This is a genomic window from Pseudorhodoferax sp. LjRoot39, assembly GCF_964253035.1.
In the GTDB taxonomy this organism is placed as follows: Bacteria; Pseudomonadota; Gammaproteobacteria; order Burkholderiales; family Burkholderiaceae_C; genus Pseudorhodoferax.
In genome coordinates, this window is sequence record NZ_CAXUQL020000001.1 from 2,808,432 (window position 1) to 2,823,000 (window position 14,569).

Sequence of the window (14,569 nt, forward strand, 5' to 3'; positions counted from 1 at the left end):
GCATGATGCGCGCCCTGCTGTGGTTCCTCGCGCTGTTCGGTCTGGCGGCCGGTGCCGCGCTGCTGGCTGGCAACAACCAGGGAACGGTCACGCTGTTCCTGCCGCCCTACCGCGTCGATCTGTCGCTGAACCTGGTGCTGGCCACGCTGGCGCTGGGCTTCGTGCTGCTGCACCTGGCGCTGCGCGGCCTGTCGGCCCTGTTCTCGATGCCGCGCCAGGCCCAGCGCTGGCGCCTGCAGCAGCGCGAGCGCGCCATGCACGCCGCCGTGCTGGACGCGCTGACGCACCAGCAGGCCGGCCGCTTCCTGCGTGCACGCAAGGCGGCCGAGGCGGCGCTGCAGCAGGAAGAGATGCTGGCAGCCAGCGGGCATCCGGTCCAGCACGCCGGCAAGCTGCGGGCCACCGCCCACCTCGTGGCCGCCGAGAGCGCCCACGCGCTGCAGGACCGCACGACGCGCGAAACGCACCTGCAGCAGCTGCTCAAGGAAACCGAAGCGCGTGAAGCGCAGGAGACGCGCGAAGGCGTGCAGCTGCAGGCCGCGCGCTGGGCGCTGGCCGACCGCGATCCGCAGGCTGCGCTGCAGTGGCTGGACGCGATGCCGCAGGGTGCATCGCGCCGCACGCTGGCGTTGCGGGCGCGGCTCAAGGCCACGCGGCTGTCGCGCCAGACCCTGCCGGCGCTGGAGACGGCGCGGCTGCTGGCCAAGCACCGGGCGTTCTCGCCCGAGGCTGCGCACCTGATCCTGAAGGGCCTGGCCCTGGAGCTGATCCAGGGCGCACACGATCCCGTGCAGCTGCAGCGCGCCTGGGCCGAGCTGGAGCCGGCTGAGCAGACCATGGCCGAGGTCGCGATCCAGGCCGGCCACCGCCTCGCGGCCCTGGAGGGCGATGTGGCCTTGTCGCGCCAATGGCTGCAGCCGGTGTGGGACGAGCTGCTGCGCGCGCCCAAGCTGCGCGAGCAGGTGCCGGTGCTGGTCAAGCTCATCCATGCGCTGGAGGAAGGCTTCGGCGCAGAGGCCGGCGCGAGCGACCTGCAATGGCTGGAACGCATCGAGGCCGCCCAGCGCCAGCATCCCGAGAGTGCCGAACTCAAGTACCTGGCCGGCATCGCCTGCCTGCGCCACCAGCTGTGGGGCAAGGCCCAGCAACTGCTCGCACAGGCCCAGGGCCGGCTGCAGGATGCGGAGCTCAGGCGCAATGCCTGGCGCGCGCTGGCGGCGCTGGCCGAGCAGCGCGGCGACAGCGTCGCTTCGCAGCAGGCGCTGCGCGAGGCTGCGCTGCTGTAGATCCCGGCTCGGCGAAGGCTGCCGCGGGCGTGCGGCGCTGCGACAACGTCGCCCTCCTGCCGGAGTTGGTGACTGCACCCCGGCGCCGCGCTCTGCACGCCGTCCACGGTGACGCCGCGCATCCCATGCCGGACCTCAGCCCGGTGTGCTGAAAACGCCGGGCAAAAAAAAGACCGCCTCGAGAGGCGGTCTTTTCGTTGGGGCGCTACCGGCTTCAGAACGGCAGCTGCATGCTGCCCAGGTCGCGGCGGGTCTCGACCAGGATCAGCGGCTCGTCAGAGATCTGGACCACGGGCGGGCGCTCACGCGGCACATGCACGGGTTTGGGCTCGGCGGCGATGGCGGCTTGCACGGCAGCGCTCTTGGCGGTGTCGGTGGAGATCCACTGCAGGCCGGAGCCAAGCGCGATCTGCTCCAGTTCGCCGACCGGCAGCGTGAAGGCCGGCACCTGGGGCAGGACGGCCGCGGCGGGTGCCGTGGCGACGGGAGCCGGTGCAGGCACGGGTGCCGGTGCCGGTGCGGCCACCACGGGTGGAGCCACCGCCGCCTGCACAGGTTCCGGTGCGGCCGCGGCTTGCGGCGCGATGGGCATGGCGGGTGCCACGTCGGCAGTCTCGCCATCGGCTTGGTCGGCCGGGCGCGGACCGCGCTCGCCACCACGCTCGCGGCGGTCGCGGCCGTAGCGGTCGCGCGACCGCTTCTCGCGGCGCGGCGCTTCTTCTGCATCGGCACGCGGGGCGGCTTCATCTGCGTCAGCGGACGGGGCTTCGGCGGTGCCTTCGGCCTGTGGTGCGGCTTCCGGCGCCTGCGGTGCCGAGAAGTAAGACGCGCGATCGGTGCGCTCCGCACGGGCCGGTGCATCGTTCACCGCCTCTTCGCCGGTGTTGCCGGTGGCTTCGGCATCGCCGCCCACACGTTCCTCGCGTTCGCCACGGCCCCGGCCACGGCCCCGGCCGCCTTCGCGTGGCTCACGGGGTTCACGCGGCTCGCGTGCTTCGCCGCGTTCGCTGCGCTCGGCATTGCGTGGCGGGCGCTGGCGCTCGGCCGGGGCCTGGTCTGCGCCTGCTTCGCCATTCAGCGGCAGCGCGGCCTGGCCTTCGTTGCGGGCGTCGGCATCGGCGCGCTGGCGTGCGCCCTGGCGTTCACCGCGGCCACGGCCGCGGGCCTCGGCGCCTTCGCCGCGGACCTCGTCGGCGCGCGGTGCGCGGGGTTCACGCGGCTCGCGGGCCTCGCGCGGTTCGCGGCCTTCGCGGCCTTCGCGCGGCTCGCGCCCTTCACGGCCTTCGCCGTTGCGGCCACGGTTGCCACGGCCACCACGGCCCTGGCCTTCGCCGCGCGGACCACGGCCTTCCGTCTTGGGCGCAGCCGCGGGTGCAGGTGCAGCCATGGGCGCGGGTGCCACGGGCGCCGGCGCGGGGGCCGGACGGGCGCCGAACAGGCTCTTGATGAAGCCGAGGAAGCCCTTTTCCTCGTGCACGGGCGGCACGTAGGCGGCGGGTGCCGGCGCAGGTGCCGGAGCGGGCGCCTCGACGGGCTTGGCCACGGGTTGCGGGGCCGGCGCGTCGGGCAGCACGCCCTTGATCAGCGGGGTCTGCTTGTTGGTGGGTTCCTGCGAGCGGCGCGTGACGCCGGTGCGGTCCTCGACCTCTTCGGCGAGCTTGTAGCTGGCCTGCATCTGGTCCAGGCGCGGGTCGTCGTGCTTGAGCCGCTCCATGCGGTAGTTCGGCGTTTCCAGCGTCTTGTTGGGCACCATCAGCACGCTGATGCGCTGGCGCAGTTCGATCTTGGCGATCTCGGTGCGCTTCTCGTTGAGCAGGAACGAGGCGACCTCGACCGGCACCTGGCACAGCACCGAGGCCGTGTTGTCCTTTTGCGACTCCTCCTGGATGATGCGCAGGATCTGCAGTGCAGAGCTTTCGGTGTCGCGGATGTGGCCGGAGCCGCCGCAGCGCGGGCAGGGGATCGAGGAGCCTTCGGACAGCGCTGGGCGCAGGCGCTGGCGGCTCATCTCCATGAGGCCGAACTTGCTGATGGTGCCGAACTGCACGCGGGCGCGGTCCTGGCGCAGCGAATCGCGCAGCCGGTTCTCGACCTCGCGGCGGTTCTTGGACTCCTCCATGTCGATGAAGTCGATCACGATCAGGCCGCCCAGGTCGCGCAGGCGCATCTGGCGGGCCACTTCCTCGGCGGCCTCCAGGTTGGTGCGGGTGGCGGTTTCCTCGATGTCGCCGCCGCGGATGGAGCGGGCCGAGTTCACGTCGACGGAGACCAGCGCTTCGGTGTGGTCGATCACGATGGCGCCGCCGGAGGGCAGCGTCACGGTGCGGGCGTAGGCCGATTCGATCTGGTGCTCGATCTGGAAGCGGCTGAACAGCGGCGCGTCGTCGCGGTAGCGCTTCACGCGCGGTGCGTGCTCGGGCATCACGTGCGCCATGAACTGCTGCGCCTGCTCATACACGTCGTCGGTGTCGATCAGGATGTCGCCGATGTCGTGGTTGAAGTAGTCGCGCAGCGCGCGCACCACCAGGTTGGATTCCTGGTAGATGAGTTCGGGCTTGCGCAGGCTCTTGGCGGCCTCGTCGACGGCCTTCCAGAGCTTGAGCAGGTAGTTCAGGTCCCACTGCAGTTCGGGGGCGCTGCGGCCGATGCCGGCGGTGCGGGCGATGATGCTCGAACCCTTGGGGTACTCGAGCTGGTCCATCGCCTCCTTGAGCTCGGCCCGGTCGTCGCCCTCGATGCGGCGCGAGACGCCACCGCCGCGCGGGTTGTTGGGCATCAGCACCACGTAGCGGCCGGCCAGCGAGATGAAGGTGGTCAGGGCCGCGCCCTTGTTGCCGCGCTCTTCCTTCTCGACCTGCACGACCAGTTCCTGGCCTTCGCGGATCACATCGTTGATGCGCGCCTGGCTGACCGAGACACCCTCGGCGAAGTACTGGCGGGAGATTTCCTTGAACGGCAGGAAGCCGTGGCGGTCTTCGCCGTAGTCGACGAAGCAGGCTTCGAGCGATGGCTCGACCCGCGTGACCACGGCCTTGTAGATGTTGCCCTTGCGCTGTTCGCGCCCTTCGATCTCGATTTCGTAATCGAGCAGCTTCTGCCCGTCAACGATGGCCAGGCGGCGCTCTTCGGCCTGCGTGGCATTGATCAGCATCCGTTTCATGGGTAGCGTCCTCTGGGCTCCACTGGAGCCCGGTGTGTCGTCAAAACGTCGTGGTTCCGTGGGAACCTGTTTGATGCCTGAACGAACGCGCTTGAAACGAAGGGAATTGCCGGAGAGCCGTCACTCACGAGCCATCGGGCTCGCGCAATGGGGCATGGGCGCGTGGATGGAGCAAGGGCTGTGCAGGGCCTGTCCGGGCCGCGGGTGCGGCGATCGGCCAGGCGTGCCGGGGTGGTGCGTGGCTTGCGCGCAAACCCGGCCAGGCGGGCGCTCGCCCGGGCTGGCAGGTTCGGGAAGGGGGCCTCCACACCATGTTCTTGCTTTGATCCGCCAGCCTGGCTGCGCTGCCATGGGCAGCCCGGCCAGGCCGGTTTGGGGTATTCCGTATCAGGGTTTCAATTGCGTCAGCCCGCCTTGAAAGCCACCGGCTGCCACCTGAGGCCGCACGGGCCGGGGGTCTGCAGCCGACGCCTGCAAGTGGCATCGCCTCCCAGCGTGTTCGGAGTCGTGCTCTAAACTCGTGGTTTATCAAGCACTTAGGCCGAGACGCTGGTGAAAAATATTATAGGTGCAGCGCAGGCCCCGTCGGCGCCGGCTGCACAGCTCGTTGAAATCGGCCCGGATGCCGAAGGCCAGCGCCTGGACAACTACCTGCTGCGCGTGCTCAAGGGCGTGCCCAAGACCCATGTCTACCGCATCATCCGCAGCGGCGAGGTGCGCGTGAACAAGGGCCGCGCCGATGCCGCCACGCGGCTGGCGCTGGGCGACAGCGTGCGGTTGCCGCCCCTGCGCCTGTCCGAGCGCGCCGAGGAAAAGGCCGAAGCCATGGCGCGCAGCACGCCGGCCCGCAGCTTTCCGGTGCTGTACGAGGACGAGGCCTTCCTGGCCATCGACAAGCCGGCCGGCGTGGCCGTGCACGGTGGCAGCGGTGTGGATTTCGGCGTGATCGAACAGCTGCGCATGGCCCGGCCCGGCGCCCCCATGCTGGAGCTCGTCCACCGGCTGGACCGCGAGACCTCGGGGGTGCTGCTGGTGGCCAAGAAGCGCAGTGCGCTCCGGCACCTGCAGGACCAGTTCCGCGAGCGCGAGACCGGCAAGACCTACCTCGCGTTGGCGCTGGGCCAGTGGCCGGCCAAGTGCAAGGTGCTGGACAAGCCGCTGGTGCGCTACCTGCTGCCCGGCAAGCCCGGCACCGAGGGCGAGCGCCGCATGCGCATTGCGGCCGCCGACGATCCGCAGGGCATGCGGTCCATCACGCTGGTGCGGGTGGCCGAAACCTTTGCCGACTACAGCCTGCTGGAAGTGACCATCAAGACCGGCCGCACGCACCAGATCCGTGTGCACCTGGCCAGCGAGGGCCATGCGATCGCGGGCGACGACAAGTACGGCGATTTCGCACTGAACAAGGCGCTGGTCCGCCAGGGGCTGTCGCGCATGTTCCTGCACGCCTGGCGGCTGCGGCTCACGCACCCGGCCAGTGGCGAGACGGTGCAGCTGGAGGCGGCATTGCCTCCCGATCTGGCCGGTTTCCTGGCGGCCTGCCGGCCGGCTGTCACGGGCCAGGGGTGACAATCGCCGCATGCAAGCCAGACGCTTTGACCTGATCGCCTTCGACTGGGATGGCACGCTGTTCGACTCGACGGCCATCATCACGCGCTGCATCCAGGAGGCGGTGCGCGACGTCGGCGGCACCGTGCCCACGGACACCGCAGCTTCCTTCGTGATCGGCATGGCGCTGCCGCAGGCGCTTGCCCACGCCGCGCCGGACGTGCCGCGCGAGCGCTACCCCGAATTGGCAGCGCGCTACCGCGTGCACTACATGCAGCACCAGAACGACATCGTGCTGTTCGACGGCGTGCTGGAGCTGCTGCGCGCGCTCAAGCAGCAGCAGATCCTGTTGACCGTGGCCACCGGCAAGTCACGCCGTGGCCTGGACGAAGCCCTGCGCGTGGTGGAGTTGCAAGGCCTGTTCGATGGTTCGCGTACGGCCGACGAGACCGCCGGCAAGCCGCATCCGCGCATGTTGCACGAGCTCATGCGCGAGTTCGACGTGGCGCCCGAGCGCACGCTGATGGTCGGCGACACCACCCACGACCTGCAGATGGCGCTGAACGCGGGCTGCTCCAGCGTGGGCGTGGGCTATGGTGCGCATCCCCACGGCGAATTCGCCGCGCTGCAGCCGCTGTTCGTGGCCCATTCGGTCCGCGAACTGCACGACTGGCTGCTGGTGCCGGCCTGAAGCTTGCATGCAGCGCCGCCATGGACCGCGTCGCCCTGTGCAATTCCCGTGACCTCGCCGAGGGCGGCGAGGCCGTGCCCTTCGATGTGCTGTACCAGGGCCAGACCTGCCGCGCATTCGCCGTGCGCTGGCGCGGCCAGGCCCATGCCTACCTGAACCGCTGCACCCACGTGGCCATGGAGATGGACTACCAGCCCAACCGTGTCTTCGACGACAGCGGCGAGTGGCTGCTGTGCGCCACCCACGGCGCCGCCTACCGGCCCGATTCCGGGGCCTGCGGCGGCGGTCCATGCCGCGGTGGCCTGGTCAAGATTGCGCTGTCCGAGTCGGATGGCGTCGTGCATTGGCATACTCAGCCCCAATTGCAACCCGTTTTCTTCTAGTAGCCTTAACGCCATGAGTGAACCGCACCCCGCCGGCTCCCCCCCGTCCGATCCGCAATGGGAGCGCAGCCTGCTGGAGCGGCTGGCCTTTGCATCGCTGAAAGAGCAGCGCGCTGCCCGCCGCTGGAAGATCTTCACGCGACTGGCCTGGCTGGGCTTCTTCATCGCGCTGGCCTGGCTGTTGCTGCTGCGCGCCGCGCCAACGACCGACACCTCGTCCACGCACACTGCCGTGGTCGAGATCAAGGGCGAGATCGCCTCGGGCGCCGACGCCAGCGCCGAGGCCATCGTGGCCGCCATGCGCAGTGCCTTCGAGGACCAAGGGGCGCAGGCCGTCGTGCTGCTCTGCAATTCGCCTGGCGGCAGCCCGGTGCAGGCCGGCATGGTCAATGACGAGATCCTGCGGCTCAAGGCCAAGCACAACAAGCCGGTCTACGCCGTGGTCGAGGAGGCGTGTGCCTCGGCCGCCTATTACATCGTCGTGGGCGCCGACAAGATCTTCGTCGACAAGGCCAGCATCGTGGGCAGCATCGGCGTGCTGATGGACGGCTTCGGCTTCACCGGCCTCATGGACAAGCTGGGCGTGGAGCGTCGCTTGTTGACAGCGGGTGCCAACAAAGGCTTCCTCGACCCGTTCAGCCCCATGAGCGAACACCAGCGCACGCTGGCGCAGAACATGCTGGACACCATCCACCAGCAGTTCATCGGCGTGGTCAAGAAGGGCCGTGGCGACCGGCTCAAGGAAACCCCCGAGACCTTCAGCGGCCTGTTCTGGAGCGGCGAGCAGGCCGTGCAGATGGGGCTGGCGGACCAATTGGGCAGCCTGGACTACGTGGCGCGCGACGTGGTCAAGGCCGAGGAGATCGTCGACTACACGCGCCGTGAGAACGTGGCCGAGCGGCTGGCCAAGCGCTTCGGTGCGGCCATGGGCGAGGGCGCCCTGCGCGCGCTGCAATCGGTGCCGGCGCTGCGCTGAGCGCTCTCAGCGTCCGATCGCAAAGACCGCGGGTGCGTCGGGCAGAGGCTCGGCGTGCTGGCGCCAGGCCTTCACGGTCTGGCTCAGGATGCTGGCCTTGTCCAGTGTCAGGCCGGTGGCAATGGCCAGCCGCGTGTTGTGCTGCAGCGTTTGCACGAGTGCGCGGCGCAGGGTTTCCGTGCGGTAGGGCGTTTCGATGCACAGCTGGGTCTGGCCAGTCTTGAGCGCCAGGGCCTCGAGTTGGCGCACGCGCTCGGTGCGGGCCTCGGCATCCTGCGGCAGGTAGCCGACAAAAGCGAAGTTCTGCCCGTTGAGGCCGCTGGCCGCCAGCGCCAGCAGCAGGGCGCTGGGGCCGACCAGGGGCACGACCGGCACGCCCAGGGCATGGGCGGCGCGCACCACCGAACTGCCCGGATCGGCCACCGCGGGCATGCCGGCTTCGCTGACCAGGCCGATGTCGTGGCCCTGCAGTGCGGCCGCCAGCAGCGGTGTCGCGTCGAAACCGGGGCCGTGGTCGCCCTTCTTGTGCACTTCGCGCGGCAGTTCCGTCATCGTCTGCTGCTGCAGCGGCAGGGCGAGCGGCACGACGCCGTCGACGCGCTTGAGGTAGGCGCGCGTGCTCTTGGCGTTCTCGCAGATCCAGTGCGACAGCCGGGCCGCCACCTGCAGCGTGCCCAGCGGCACGGCATCCTGCAGCGGTGCCTGCTCGGCGCAGCCGAAGTCCAGCGGCGCCGGCACCAGGTAGAGGCGGCCGCTCACAGCAACTTGACGCCGGCGGCGCGCAGCATGCGGCTGGTCTGGATCAGCGGCAGGCCGATCAGTGCAGTCGGGTCGTCGCTCGTGATGGCGTCCAGCAGCACGATGCCCAGGCCTTCGCTCTTGGCGCTGCCGGCGCAGTCGTAAGGCTGCTCGGCCTGCAGGTAGGCCTCGATCTCGGCGTCGTCCAGGTTGCGAAAGCGCACCTGCACGGGCACCAGCGCGGTCTGCGCGAAGCCCTGCGCGGCGTGCACGACCGACAGCGCGGTCTGGAACACCACGGTCTGGCCGCGCATGGCGCGCAGCTGGGCGGTAGCGCGTGCGTGGTCGCCAGGCTTGCCGAGCGGCTGGCCGTGCAGGTCGGCGACCTGGTCGGAGCCGATCACCACGGCGTCCGGATGTTGGGCGGCAACGGCCCGGGCCTTGGCCAGGGCCAGGCGACGGGCGAGGTCGGCCGGCGCTTCGCCGGCCAGAGGGGTTTCGTCGACCTCGGGCGCGACCACATCGAAGGCGATGCGCAGGCGTGTCAGCAGTTCGCGGCGGTAGCGCGAGGTCGATCCCAGGATGAGGCGTGGCATGGCGCGATTCTCTTACACTGCCCCGCATGACAGCCCCCAAGCAGGCACGTGGCCTGGACATCAAGGCCTTCGCCCAATCGGGTGGTGATCGCCAGCAGGAAGACCGGCTCGCCGACCACCCGCGCCTTTTGGAAGAGGCCTCGGGCCATGGTGCCGACCGGCCGGTGCGCTGGCGTGCCGTGGGCCAGATGCGCGACGCGGCCGGCGTGGTGCCGCAGATCTGGCTGCATCTCATGGCCGAAACCGAGCTGCCGCTGACCTGTCAGCGCTGCCTGGAGCCGGTGGACGAGCCGTTGGCGGTGGACCGCTGGTTCCGCTTCGTGGCCGACGAGGCGCAGGCTGCGCGCGAGGACGAGGATGCCGACGAGGATGTGCTGGTGCTGGACCCGGCCTTCGACCTGCAGGCCCTGGTCGAGGACGAGTTGCTGATGGCGCTGCCGCTGGTGCCGCGCCACGAACACTGCCCGGGCGAGGTGCGGATGGAGGTGACCGATCCCGGCTTTGCGCAGGCCCTGGCCGACAAGCCCAACCCTTTCGAGGTGTTGGCCGACCTCAAGCGCAAGCCCGGTGGGGGCGCTCGCTAGCCGAAGCGTTCGAAGCCGGGCTATAATGGCTGGCTTCGCGTGCCGCGGGCCTGATGTTGTCGGGCTCGATTTTGGCCAGATCGCTCCAGATATCTCCCTCGGTGAGAGTTTTCGGGTTGCGATCCCCGCAAACCTCTACTTTGATTCAAGGAGCCAAGCATGGCAGTCCAGCAAAACAAGAAATCGCCGTCCAAGCGCGGCATGCACCGTTCGCACAACGCGCTGAACGTGCCCGGCATCGCCGTGGAACCCACCACCGGCGAAACCCATCTGCGTCACCACATCAGCCCGAACGGCTTCTACCGTGGCCGCCAGGTGCTCAAGAACAAGTCCGAAGCCTGATCGTTTCGCCCACAAGGCCCGTGGCTGCCTCGCGTAGCCGACGGGCCTTTGTTTTGGTGACCGTTCACTTCCATCTCGAATTCGTGCGTCCCGTGGACGTACAGTCGCGCCCATGATCACTGTGGCTGTCGACTGTATGGGGGGCGACCATGGCCCCGGCATCACGCTGCCGGCGTGCCAGGCGTTCCTGGCGAAGCATGCTGATGCGCAGCTGCTGCTGGTCGGCCTGCCCGAAGCCCTGAAGGACTTCTCGCACCCGCGTGCGCGCGCCGTTCCAGCCAGCGAGGTCGTCGGCATGGACGACCCGGTGGAGGTCGCGCTGCGCAAGAAGCGCGACTCGTCCATGCGCGTGGCGATTGCCCAGGTCAAGGACAAGGCGGCCGACGTGGCCGTGTCCGCCGGCAACACCGGCGCGCTGATGGCGATCGCACGCTACCTGCTCAAGACCGTGCCCGGCATCGACCGACCGGCCATTGCCACCCAATTGCCCAATGCGCGCGGTGGCGCCACCACGGTGCTGGACCTGGGTGCCAACGTGGACTGCACGGCCGAACACCTGCTGCAGTTCGGCCTCATGGGAGCGGCGCTTGTGTCGGTGCTCAAGGGGCACGACGAGCCCACGGTCGGCCTGCTCAACATCGGCGAAGAGGCGATCAAGGGCAGCGAAGTCATCAAGCAGGCGGGCGAACTGTTCCAGGCTGCGCATGCCGCCGGCCACCTGAACTTCCATGGCAATGTGGAAGGCAACGACATCTACAAGGGCACGACCGACATCGTCGTCTGCGACGGCTTCGTCGGCAATGTCGCGCTCAAGAGCAGCGAAGGCGTGGCGTCGATGATCAGCGGCTTTTTGAAGGCCGAGTTCTCGCGCAGCATCTGGACCAAGGCTGCTGCGGTGGTCGCCTATCCGGTGCTGCAGGCGCTCAAGCAGCGTGTGGACCACAGGCGCTACAACGGTGCAGCACTGCTGGGGCTGCGCGGCCTGGTGTTCAAGAGCCATGGCTCGGCTGACGCCTTTGCGTTCGAACAGGCGTTGAACCGCGGCTATGATGCGGCGCGCAACAAGCTGCTGGAGCAGGTGCAGGCACGTATCGCCAAGACCGCGCCGCAGCAGGCCCTCGATTCGGGAATTTCGGCCCCAATCGAGTTGGCAGCCCACTGACAAGCATCCATGCCCACCTATTCCCGCATCACGGGGACCGGCAGCTACCTGCCGCCGCGCCGCCTGAGCAACGCTGACCTGGCCGCCGAACTGGCCGCCAAGGGTGTCGAGACCTCCGACGAATGGATCGTCGAGCGCACCGGCATCCGGGCGCGCCACTTCGCCGCGCCGGACGTCACCTGCAGCGACCTGGCCGTGCCGGCCGCGCAGGCGGCCATCGAAGCCGCGGGCATCGCGCCGCAGCAGATCGACCTCATCATCGTCGCGACGTCCACGCCGGACATGGTGTTCCCCTCGGCCGCCGCGATCCTGCAGCACAAGCTCGGCATCGCCGGCTGCCCGGCCTTCGACGTGCAGGCTGTGTGCAGCGGCTTCGTCTACGCGCTGACTGTTGCCGACGCGATGATCCGCGCCGGCAACGCCACGCGCGCGCTGGTGGTCGGCTCCGAGGTGTTTTCGCGCATCCTCGATTTCAACGACCGCACGACCTGCGTGCTGTTCGGCGACGGTGCCGGCGCCGTGGTGCTGGAGGCGTCGGAGACGCCAGGCATCCTGGCCAGCGACCTGCATGCCGATGGCAAGCATGTCGGCATCCTGTGCGTGCCCGGCCATGTGTCCGGCGGCGCGGTGCTGGGCGATCCACTGCTCAAGATGGACGGCCAGGCGGTGTTCAAGCTGGCCGTCGGCGTGCTCGAAGACGCGGCGCGTGCCACGCTGGCCAAGGCTGGCAAGACGCAGGACCAGATCGACTGGCTGATTCCGCACCAGGCCAACATCCGCATCATGCAGAGCACCGCGAAGCGCTTGAAGCTGCCGATGGACAAGGTCGTCGTGACCGTGGACCAGCATGGCAACACCTCGGCGGCCTCGATTCCGCTGGCCCTGGACCACGCCGTGCGCCAGGGCCAGGTCAAGAAGGGTGATCTGCTGATGCTCGAAGGTGTCGGCGGTGGGTTCACCTGGGGCGCCGTCCTGCTGAATTTCTGAGGAAACCGTGCGCGACGGGCACCTGCCAAGGTACCCACGCGCCTCCCAAGTCATGACCACACCATTCGCATTCGTTTTTCCGGGCCAGGGTTCGCAGGCCGTCGGCATGCTGGACGGCTGGCAGGGCCACGCCGTCGTGGCCCAGACGCTGGCCGAGGCCTCCGAGGCGCTGGACGAGGATGTCGCCAAGCTGATCCACGAAGGTCCAAAGGAAGCCCTGGCGCTGACCACCAACACCCAGCCCGTGATGCTGGTGGCCGGCGTGGCCGCCTATCGTGCCTGGATTGCCGAGACCGGTCTGGTGCCGGCTGTGGTCGCGGGCCACTCGTTGGGCGAATATTCGGCGCTGGTCGCCTCCGGGGTGCTGACGCTGGCCCAGGCCGCGCCGCTGGTGCGCTTTCGCGCGCAGGCCATGCAGGACGCGGTGCCCGTGGGCGTCGGTGCGATGGCTGCCATCCTTGGCATGGACAGCGCCCAGGTCGCAGCGGGCTGTGCCGAGGCGCAGGCCGCGCTGAACCAGCCCGGGGAAGTGGTCGAGGCCGTGAACTTCAACGACCCGGCGCAGACCGTGATCGCCGGCAGCAAGCTGGCGGTCGAGAAGGCTTGCGAGTTGCTCAAGAGCAAGGGCGCCAAGCGCGCGCTGCCGCTGCCTGTGTCCGCGCCGTTCCATTCCAGCCTGATGCGCCCCGCCGCCGAGCGCTTGCGTGAACGCCTGGCCGGTCTCACACTGGCTGCGCCGCAGATTCCCGTGCTCAACAACATCGACGTGGCCGTGCAGCAGGATGCCGACGCGATCCGCGACGCGCTGTACCGCCAGGCTTTCGGCCCGGTGCGCTGGGTCGAGTGCGTGCAGGCCATCAAGGCGCGCGGCATCGGCACGCTGATCGAGTGCGGGCCCGGCAAGGTGCTGGCCGGCCTGGTCAAGCGCATCGACGCCGAACTGGCCTCGGCCGCCGTCTACGACCCTGCCACGCTGGTCCAGGCCAGGGCACAGATCGAAGGAGCGACGGCATGAGCGCACCCGCCATTTCCGAACAGGTCGCGCTGGTCACGGGCGCCTCGCGCGGCATCGGCGCCGCCATCGCCCTGGAGCTCGCAAGGCGCGGCTTCAAGGTGGTCGGCACGGCCACGAGCGAAGCCGGCGCTGCCAACATCACGCAGGCGCTGTCCGGCCATGCCGGCAGCAGCGGCCGCGTGCTGGACGTCAACGATGCCAAGGCCGGCGAGGCATTGGTCGAGGCCATCGCTAAGGAGCATGGCGCGCTGCACGTGCTGGTCAACAACGCGGGCATCACGCGCGACATGCTGGCCATGCGCCTCAAGGACGAGGACTGGGACGCCGTGCTGGACACCAACCTCAAGGCCGTGTTCCGCATGAGCCGCGCCGTCATGCGCGCGATGATGAAGCAGCGCTATGGCCGCATCGTCAACATCACCTCGGTGGTGGGAGCGTCCGGCAACCCGGGCCAGGCCAACTACGCGGCCGCCAAGGCCGGCGTGGCCGGCATGACACGCGCACTGGCGCGCGAACTGGGCTCGCGCGGCATCACGGTCAACTGCGTCGCGCCGGGCTTCATCGCCACAGACATGACCGACAAGCTCTCGGACGAGCAGCACAAGGCGCTGCTCGGCCAGATCCCGTTGGGCCAACTGGGCAAGCCATCCGATGTGGCCCATGCCGTGGCCTATCTCGCCTCGCCCGAGGCGGCCTACGTGACGGGGCAGGAACTGCACGTCAACGGCGGCATGTACATGTAGCCGGCGGGGCGGCCGGCGGATTCCCTGCGCAGCGGGGGGCAACTGTCGGTGAAGCCGCCTCGCTAAAATCACCGATTCTTTACAAACCCTAAGAGGGAACCATGAGCGATATCGAAGCACGCGTCAAGAAGATCATTGCCGAGCAACTGGGGGTGGAGGAGTCGCAAGTCACGAACGAGAAGTCGTTCGTTGCCGACCTGGGCGCCGACTCGCTCGACACCGTCGAACTGGTCATGGCGCTGGAAGACGAGTTCGGCATCGAGATCCCGGACGAAGACGCCGAGAAGATCACCACGGTGCAGAACGCCATCGATTACGCCAACAGCCACCAGAAGGCCTGAGGCCGAAGGGAACCGCC

The 14,569-nt window shown here is 69.1% G+C and carries 15 protein-coding genes; 12 read left to right on the top strand and 3 right to left on the bottom strand.

Going from position 1 to position 14,569, the window contains the following annotated elements; all coding sequences use genetic code 11:
* Positions 1-5: 5 nt before the first annotated feature.
* The gene (locus tag ACSQ4M_RS13260) at positions 6-1,286 is read left to right on the top strand and encodes a heme biosynthesis HemY N-terminal domain-containing protein (RefSeq protein WP_436194005.1); all 1,281 of its coding nucleotides are present in this window, start codon (positions 6-8) and stop codon (positions 1,284-1,286) included.
* Between the two features lie 214 nt (positions 1,287-1,500).
* On the opposite strand, the gene ACSQ4M_RS13265 is transcribed toward ACSQ4M_RS13260, so the two are convergent.
* Positions 1,501-4,446, bottom strand: a complete 2,946-nt coding sequence (locus tag ACSQ4M_RS13265; protein ID WP_436189984.1) for an Rne/Rng family ribonuclease — start codon at positions 4,444-4,446, stop codon at positions 1,501-1,503.
* A gap of 552 nt (positions 4,447-4,998) precedes the next feature.
* On the opposite strand from ACSQ4M_RS13265, the gene ACSQ4M_RS13270 reads away from it, so the two are divergent.
* From ACSQ4M_RS13270 to ACSQ4M_RS13285, 4 genes are read left to right on the top strand one after another with little or no spacing between them, the layout of a single operon-like run.
* Positions 4,999-6,015, top strand: coding sequence for an RluA family pseudouridine synthase (locus ACSQ4M_RS13270; RefSeq protein ID WP_436189985.1), 1,017 nt, complete (start codon positions 4,999-5,001; stop codon positions 6,013-6,015).
* Positions 6,016-6,025: 10 nt separating this feature from the next.
* Positions 6,026-6,685: an HAD family hydrolase gene (locus ACSQ4M_RS13275; RefSeq protein WP_056672538.1), complete on the top strand. Its 660-nt coding sequence runs from the start codon at positions 6,026-6,028 to the stop codon at positions 6,683-6,685.
* A 20-nt stretch (positions 6,686-6,705) separates the two neighbouring features.
* Positions 6,706-7,068 (top strand): Rieske (2Fe-2S) protein, encoded by a 363-nt coding sequence (locus ACSQ4M_RS13280; protein WP_056672540.1) that lies wholly within the window; start codon positions 6,706-6,708, stop codon positions 7,066-7,068.
* A gap of 13 nt (positions 7,069-7,081) precedes the next feature.
* Positions 7,082-8,044 (top strand): S49 family peptidase, encoded by a 963-nt coding sequence (locus ACSQ4M_RS13285; RefSeq protein WP_436189986.1) that lies wholly within the window; start codon positions 7,082-7,084, stop codon positions 8,042-8,044.
* A 6-nt stretch (positions 8,045-8,050) separates the two neighbouring features.
* Here ACSQ4M_RS13285 and ACSQ4M_RS13290 read toward each other — a convergent pair whose 3' ends face one another.
* On the bottom strand, positions 8,051-8,803 hold the full coding sequence (locus ACSQ4M_RS13290; RefSeq protein ID WP_436189987.1) for an SAM-dependent methyltransferase: 753 nt from the start codon (positions 8,801-8,803) through the stop codon (positions 8,051-8,053).
* The gene (locus ACSQ4M_RS13295) at positions 8,800-9,378 is read right to left on the bottom strand and encodes a Maf family nucleotide pyrophosphatase (protein WP_436189988.1); all 579 of its coding nucleotides are present in this window, start codon (positions 9,376-9,378) and stop codon (positions 8,800-8,802) included. The genes ACSQ4M_RS13290 and ACSQ4M_RS13295 overlap by 4 nt, the downstream gene beginning before the upstream one ends.
* A 26-nt stretch (positions 9,379-9,404) precedes the next feature.
* Here ACSQ4M_RS13295 and ACSQ4M_RS13300 point away from each other — a divergent pair, with 26 nt between their 5' ends.
* The 7 genes from ACSQ4M_RS13300 (at position 9,405) to acpP (ending at position 14,552) form a co-directional block, all read left to right on the top strand.
* On the top strand, positions 9,405-9,962 hold the full coding sequence (locus ACSQ4M_RS13300) for a YceD family protein (RefSeq protein WP_436189989.1): 558 nt from the start codon (positions 9,405-9,407) through the stop codon (positions 9,960-9,962).
* A gap of 159 nt (positions 9,963-10,121) precedes the next feature.
* Positions 10,122-10,304 carry a 50S ribosomal protein L32 gene (rpmF, locus tag ACSQ4M_RS13305; protein WP_005794249.1) on the top strand — a complete coding sequence of 61 codons (183 nt, stop codon included), beginning with the start codon at positions 10,122-10,124 and terminating at the stop codon, positions 10,302-10,304.
* Positions 10,305-10,416: 112 nt separating this feature from the next.
* Entirely contained in the window at positions 10,417-11,466 is a 1,050-nt protein-coding gene (gene plsX / locus ACSQ4M_RS13310) for a phosphate acyltransferase PlsX (protein ID WP_436189990.1), read from the top strand.
* A 9-nt stretch (positions 11,467-11,475) separates the two neighbouring features.
* Entirely contained in the window at positions 11,476-12,453 is a 978-nt protein-coding gene (locus tag ACSQ4M_RS13315) for a beta-ketoacyl-ACP synthase III (protein ID WP_436189991.1), read from the top strand.
* 52 nt (positions 12,454-12,505) lie between these two features.
* Positions 12,506-13,468 (top strand): ACP S-malonyltransferase, encoded by a 963-nt coding sequence (fabD, locus tag ACSQ4M_RS13320; protein WP_436189992.1) that lies wholly within the window; start codon positions 12,506-12,508, stop codon positions 13,466-13,468.
* The gene (gene fabG, locus ACSQ4M_RS13325) at positions 13,465-14,211 is read left to right on the top strand and encodes a 3-oxoacyl-ACP reductase FabG (RefSeq protein ID WP_436189993.1); all 747 of its coding nucleotides are present in this window, start codon (positions 13,465-13,467) and stop codon (positions 14,209-14,211) included. The genes fabD and fabG overlap by 4 nt, the downstream gene beginning before the upstream one ends.
* A 101-nt stretch (positions 14,212-14,312) precedes the next feature.
* On the top strand, positions 14,313-14,552 hold the full coding sequence (gene acpP / locus ACSQ4M_RS13330) for an acyl carrier protein (RefSeq protein ID WP_056672556.1): 240 nt from the start codon (positions 14,313-14,315) through the stop codon (positions 14,550-14,552).
* Positions 14,553-14,569: the final 17 nt, after the last annotated feature.

Excerpts from the sequence above, each read along its gene's own strand:
- rpmF (WP_005794249.1), top strand. The coding sequence starts at position 10,122 with ATGGCAGTCCAGCAAAACAAGAAATCGCCGTCCAAGCGCGGCATGCAC.
- ACSQ4M_RS13300 (WP_436189989.1), top strand. The coding sequence starts at position 9,405 with ATGACAGCCCCCAAGCAGGCACGTGGCCTGGACATCAAGGCCTTCGCC.
- fabG (WP_436189993.1), top strand. The coding sequence starts at position 13,465 with ATGAGCGCACCCGCCATTTCCGAACAGGTCGCGCTGGTCACGGGCGCC.
- ACSQ4M_RS13265 (WP_436189984.1), bottom strand. The coding sequence starts at position 4,446 with ATGAAACGGATGCTGATCAATGCCACGCAGGCCGAAGAGCGCCGCCTG.
- ACSQ4M_RS13295 (WP_436189988.1), bottom strand. The coding sequence starts at position 9,378 with ATGCCACGCCTCATCCTGGGATCGACCTCGCGCTACCGCCGCGAACTG.
- ACSQ4M_RS13275 (WP_056672538.1), top strand. The coding sequence starts at position 6,026 with ATGCAAGCCAGACGCTTTGACCTGATCGCCTTCGACTGGGATGGCACG.
- ACSQ4M_RS13260 (WP_436194005.1), top strand. The coding sequence starts at position 6 with ATGCGCGCCCTGCTGTGGTTCCTCGCGCTGTTCGGTCTGGCGGCCGGT.
- ACSQ4M_RS13280 (WP_056672540.1), top strand. The coding sequence starts at position 6,706 with ATGGACCGCGTCGCCCTGTGCAATTCCCGTGACCTCGCCGAGGGCGGC.
- ACSQ4M_RS13285 (WP_436189986.1), top strand. The coding sequence starts at position 7,082 with ATGAGTGAACCGCACCCCGCCGGCTCCCCCCCGTCCGATCCGCAATGG.
- acpP (WP_056672556.1), top strand. The coding sequence starts at position 14,313 with ATGAGCGATATCGAAGCACGCGTCAAGAAGATCATTGCCGAGCAACTG.
- plsX (WP_436189990.1), top strand. The coding sequence starts at position 10,417 with ATGATCACTGTGGCTGTCGACTGTATGGGGGGCGACCATGGCCCCGGC.
- ACSQ4M_RS13315 (WP_436189991.1), top strand. The coding sequence starts at position 11,476 with ATGCCCACCTATTCCCGCATCACGGGGACCGGCAGCTACCTGCCGCCG.
- fabD (WP_436189992.1), top strand. The coding sequence starts at position 12,506 with ATGACCACACCATTCGCATTCGTTTTTCCGGGCCAGGGTTCGCAGGCC.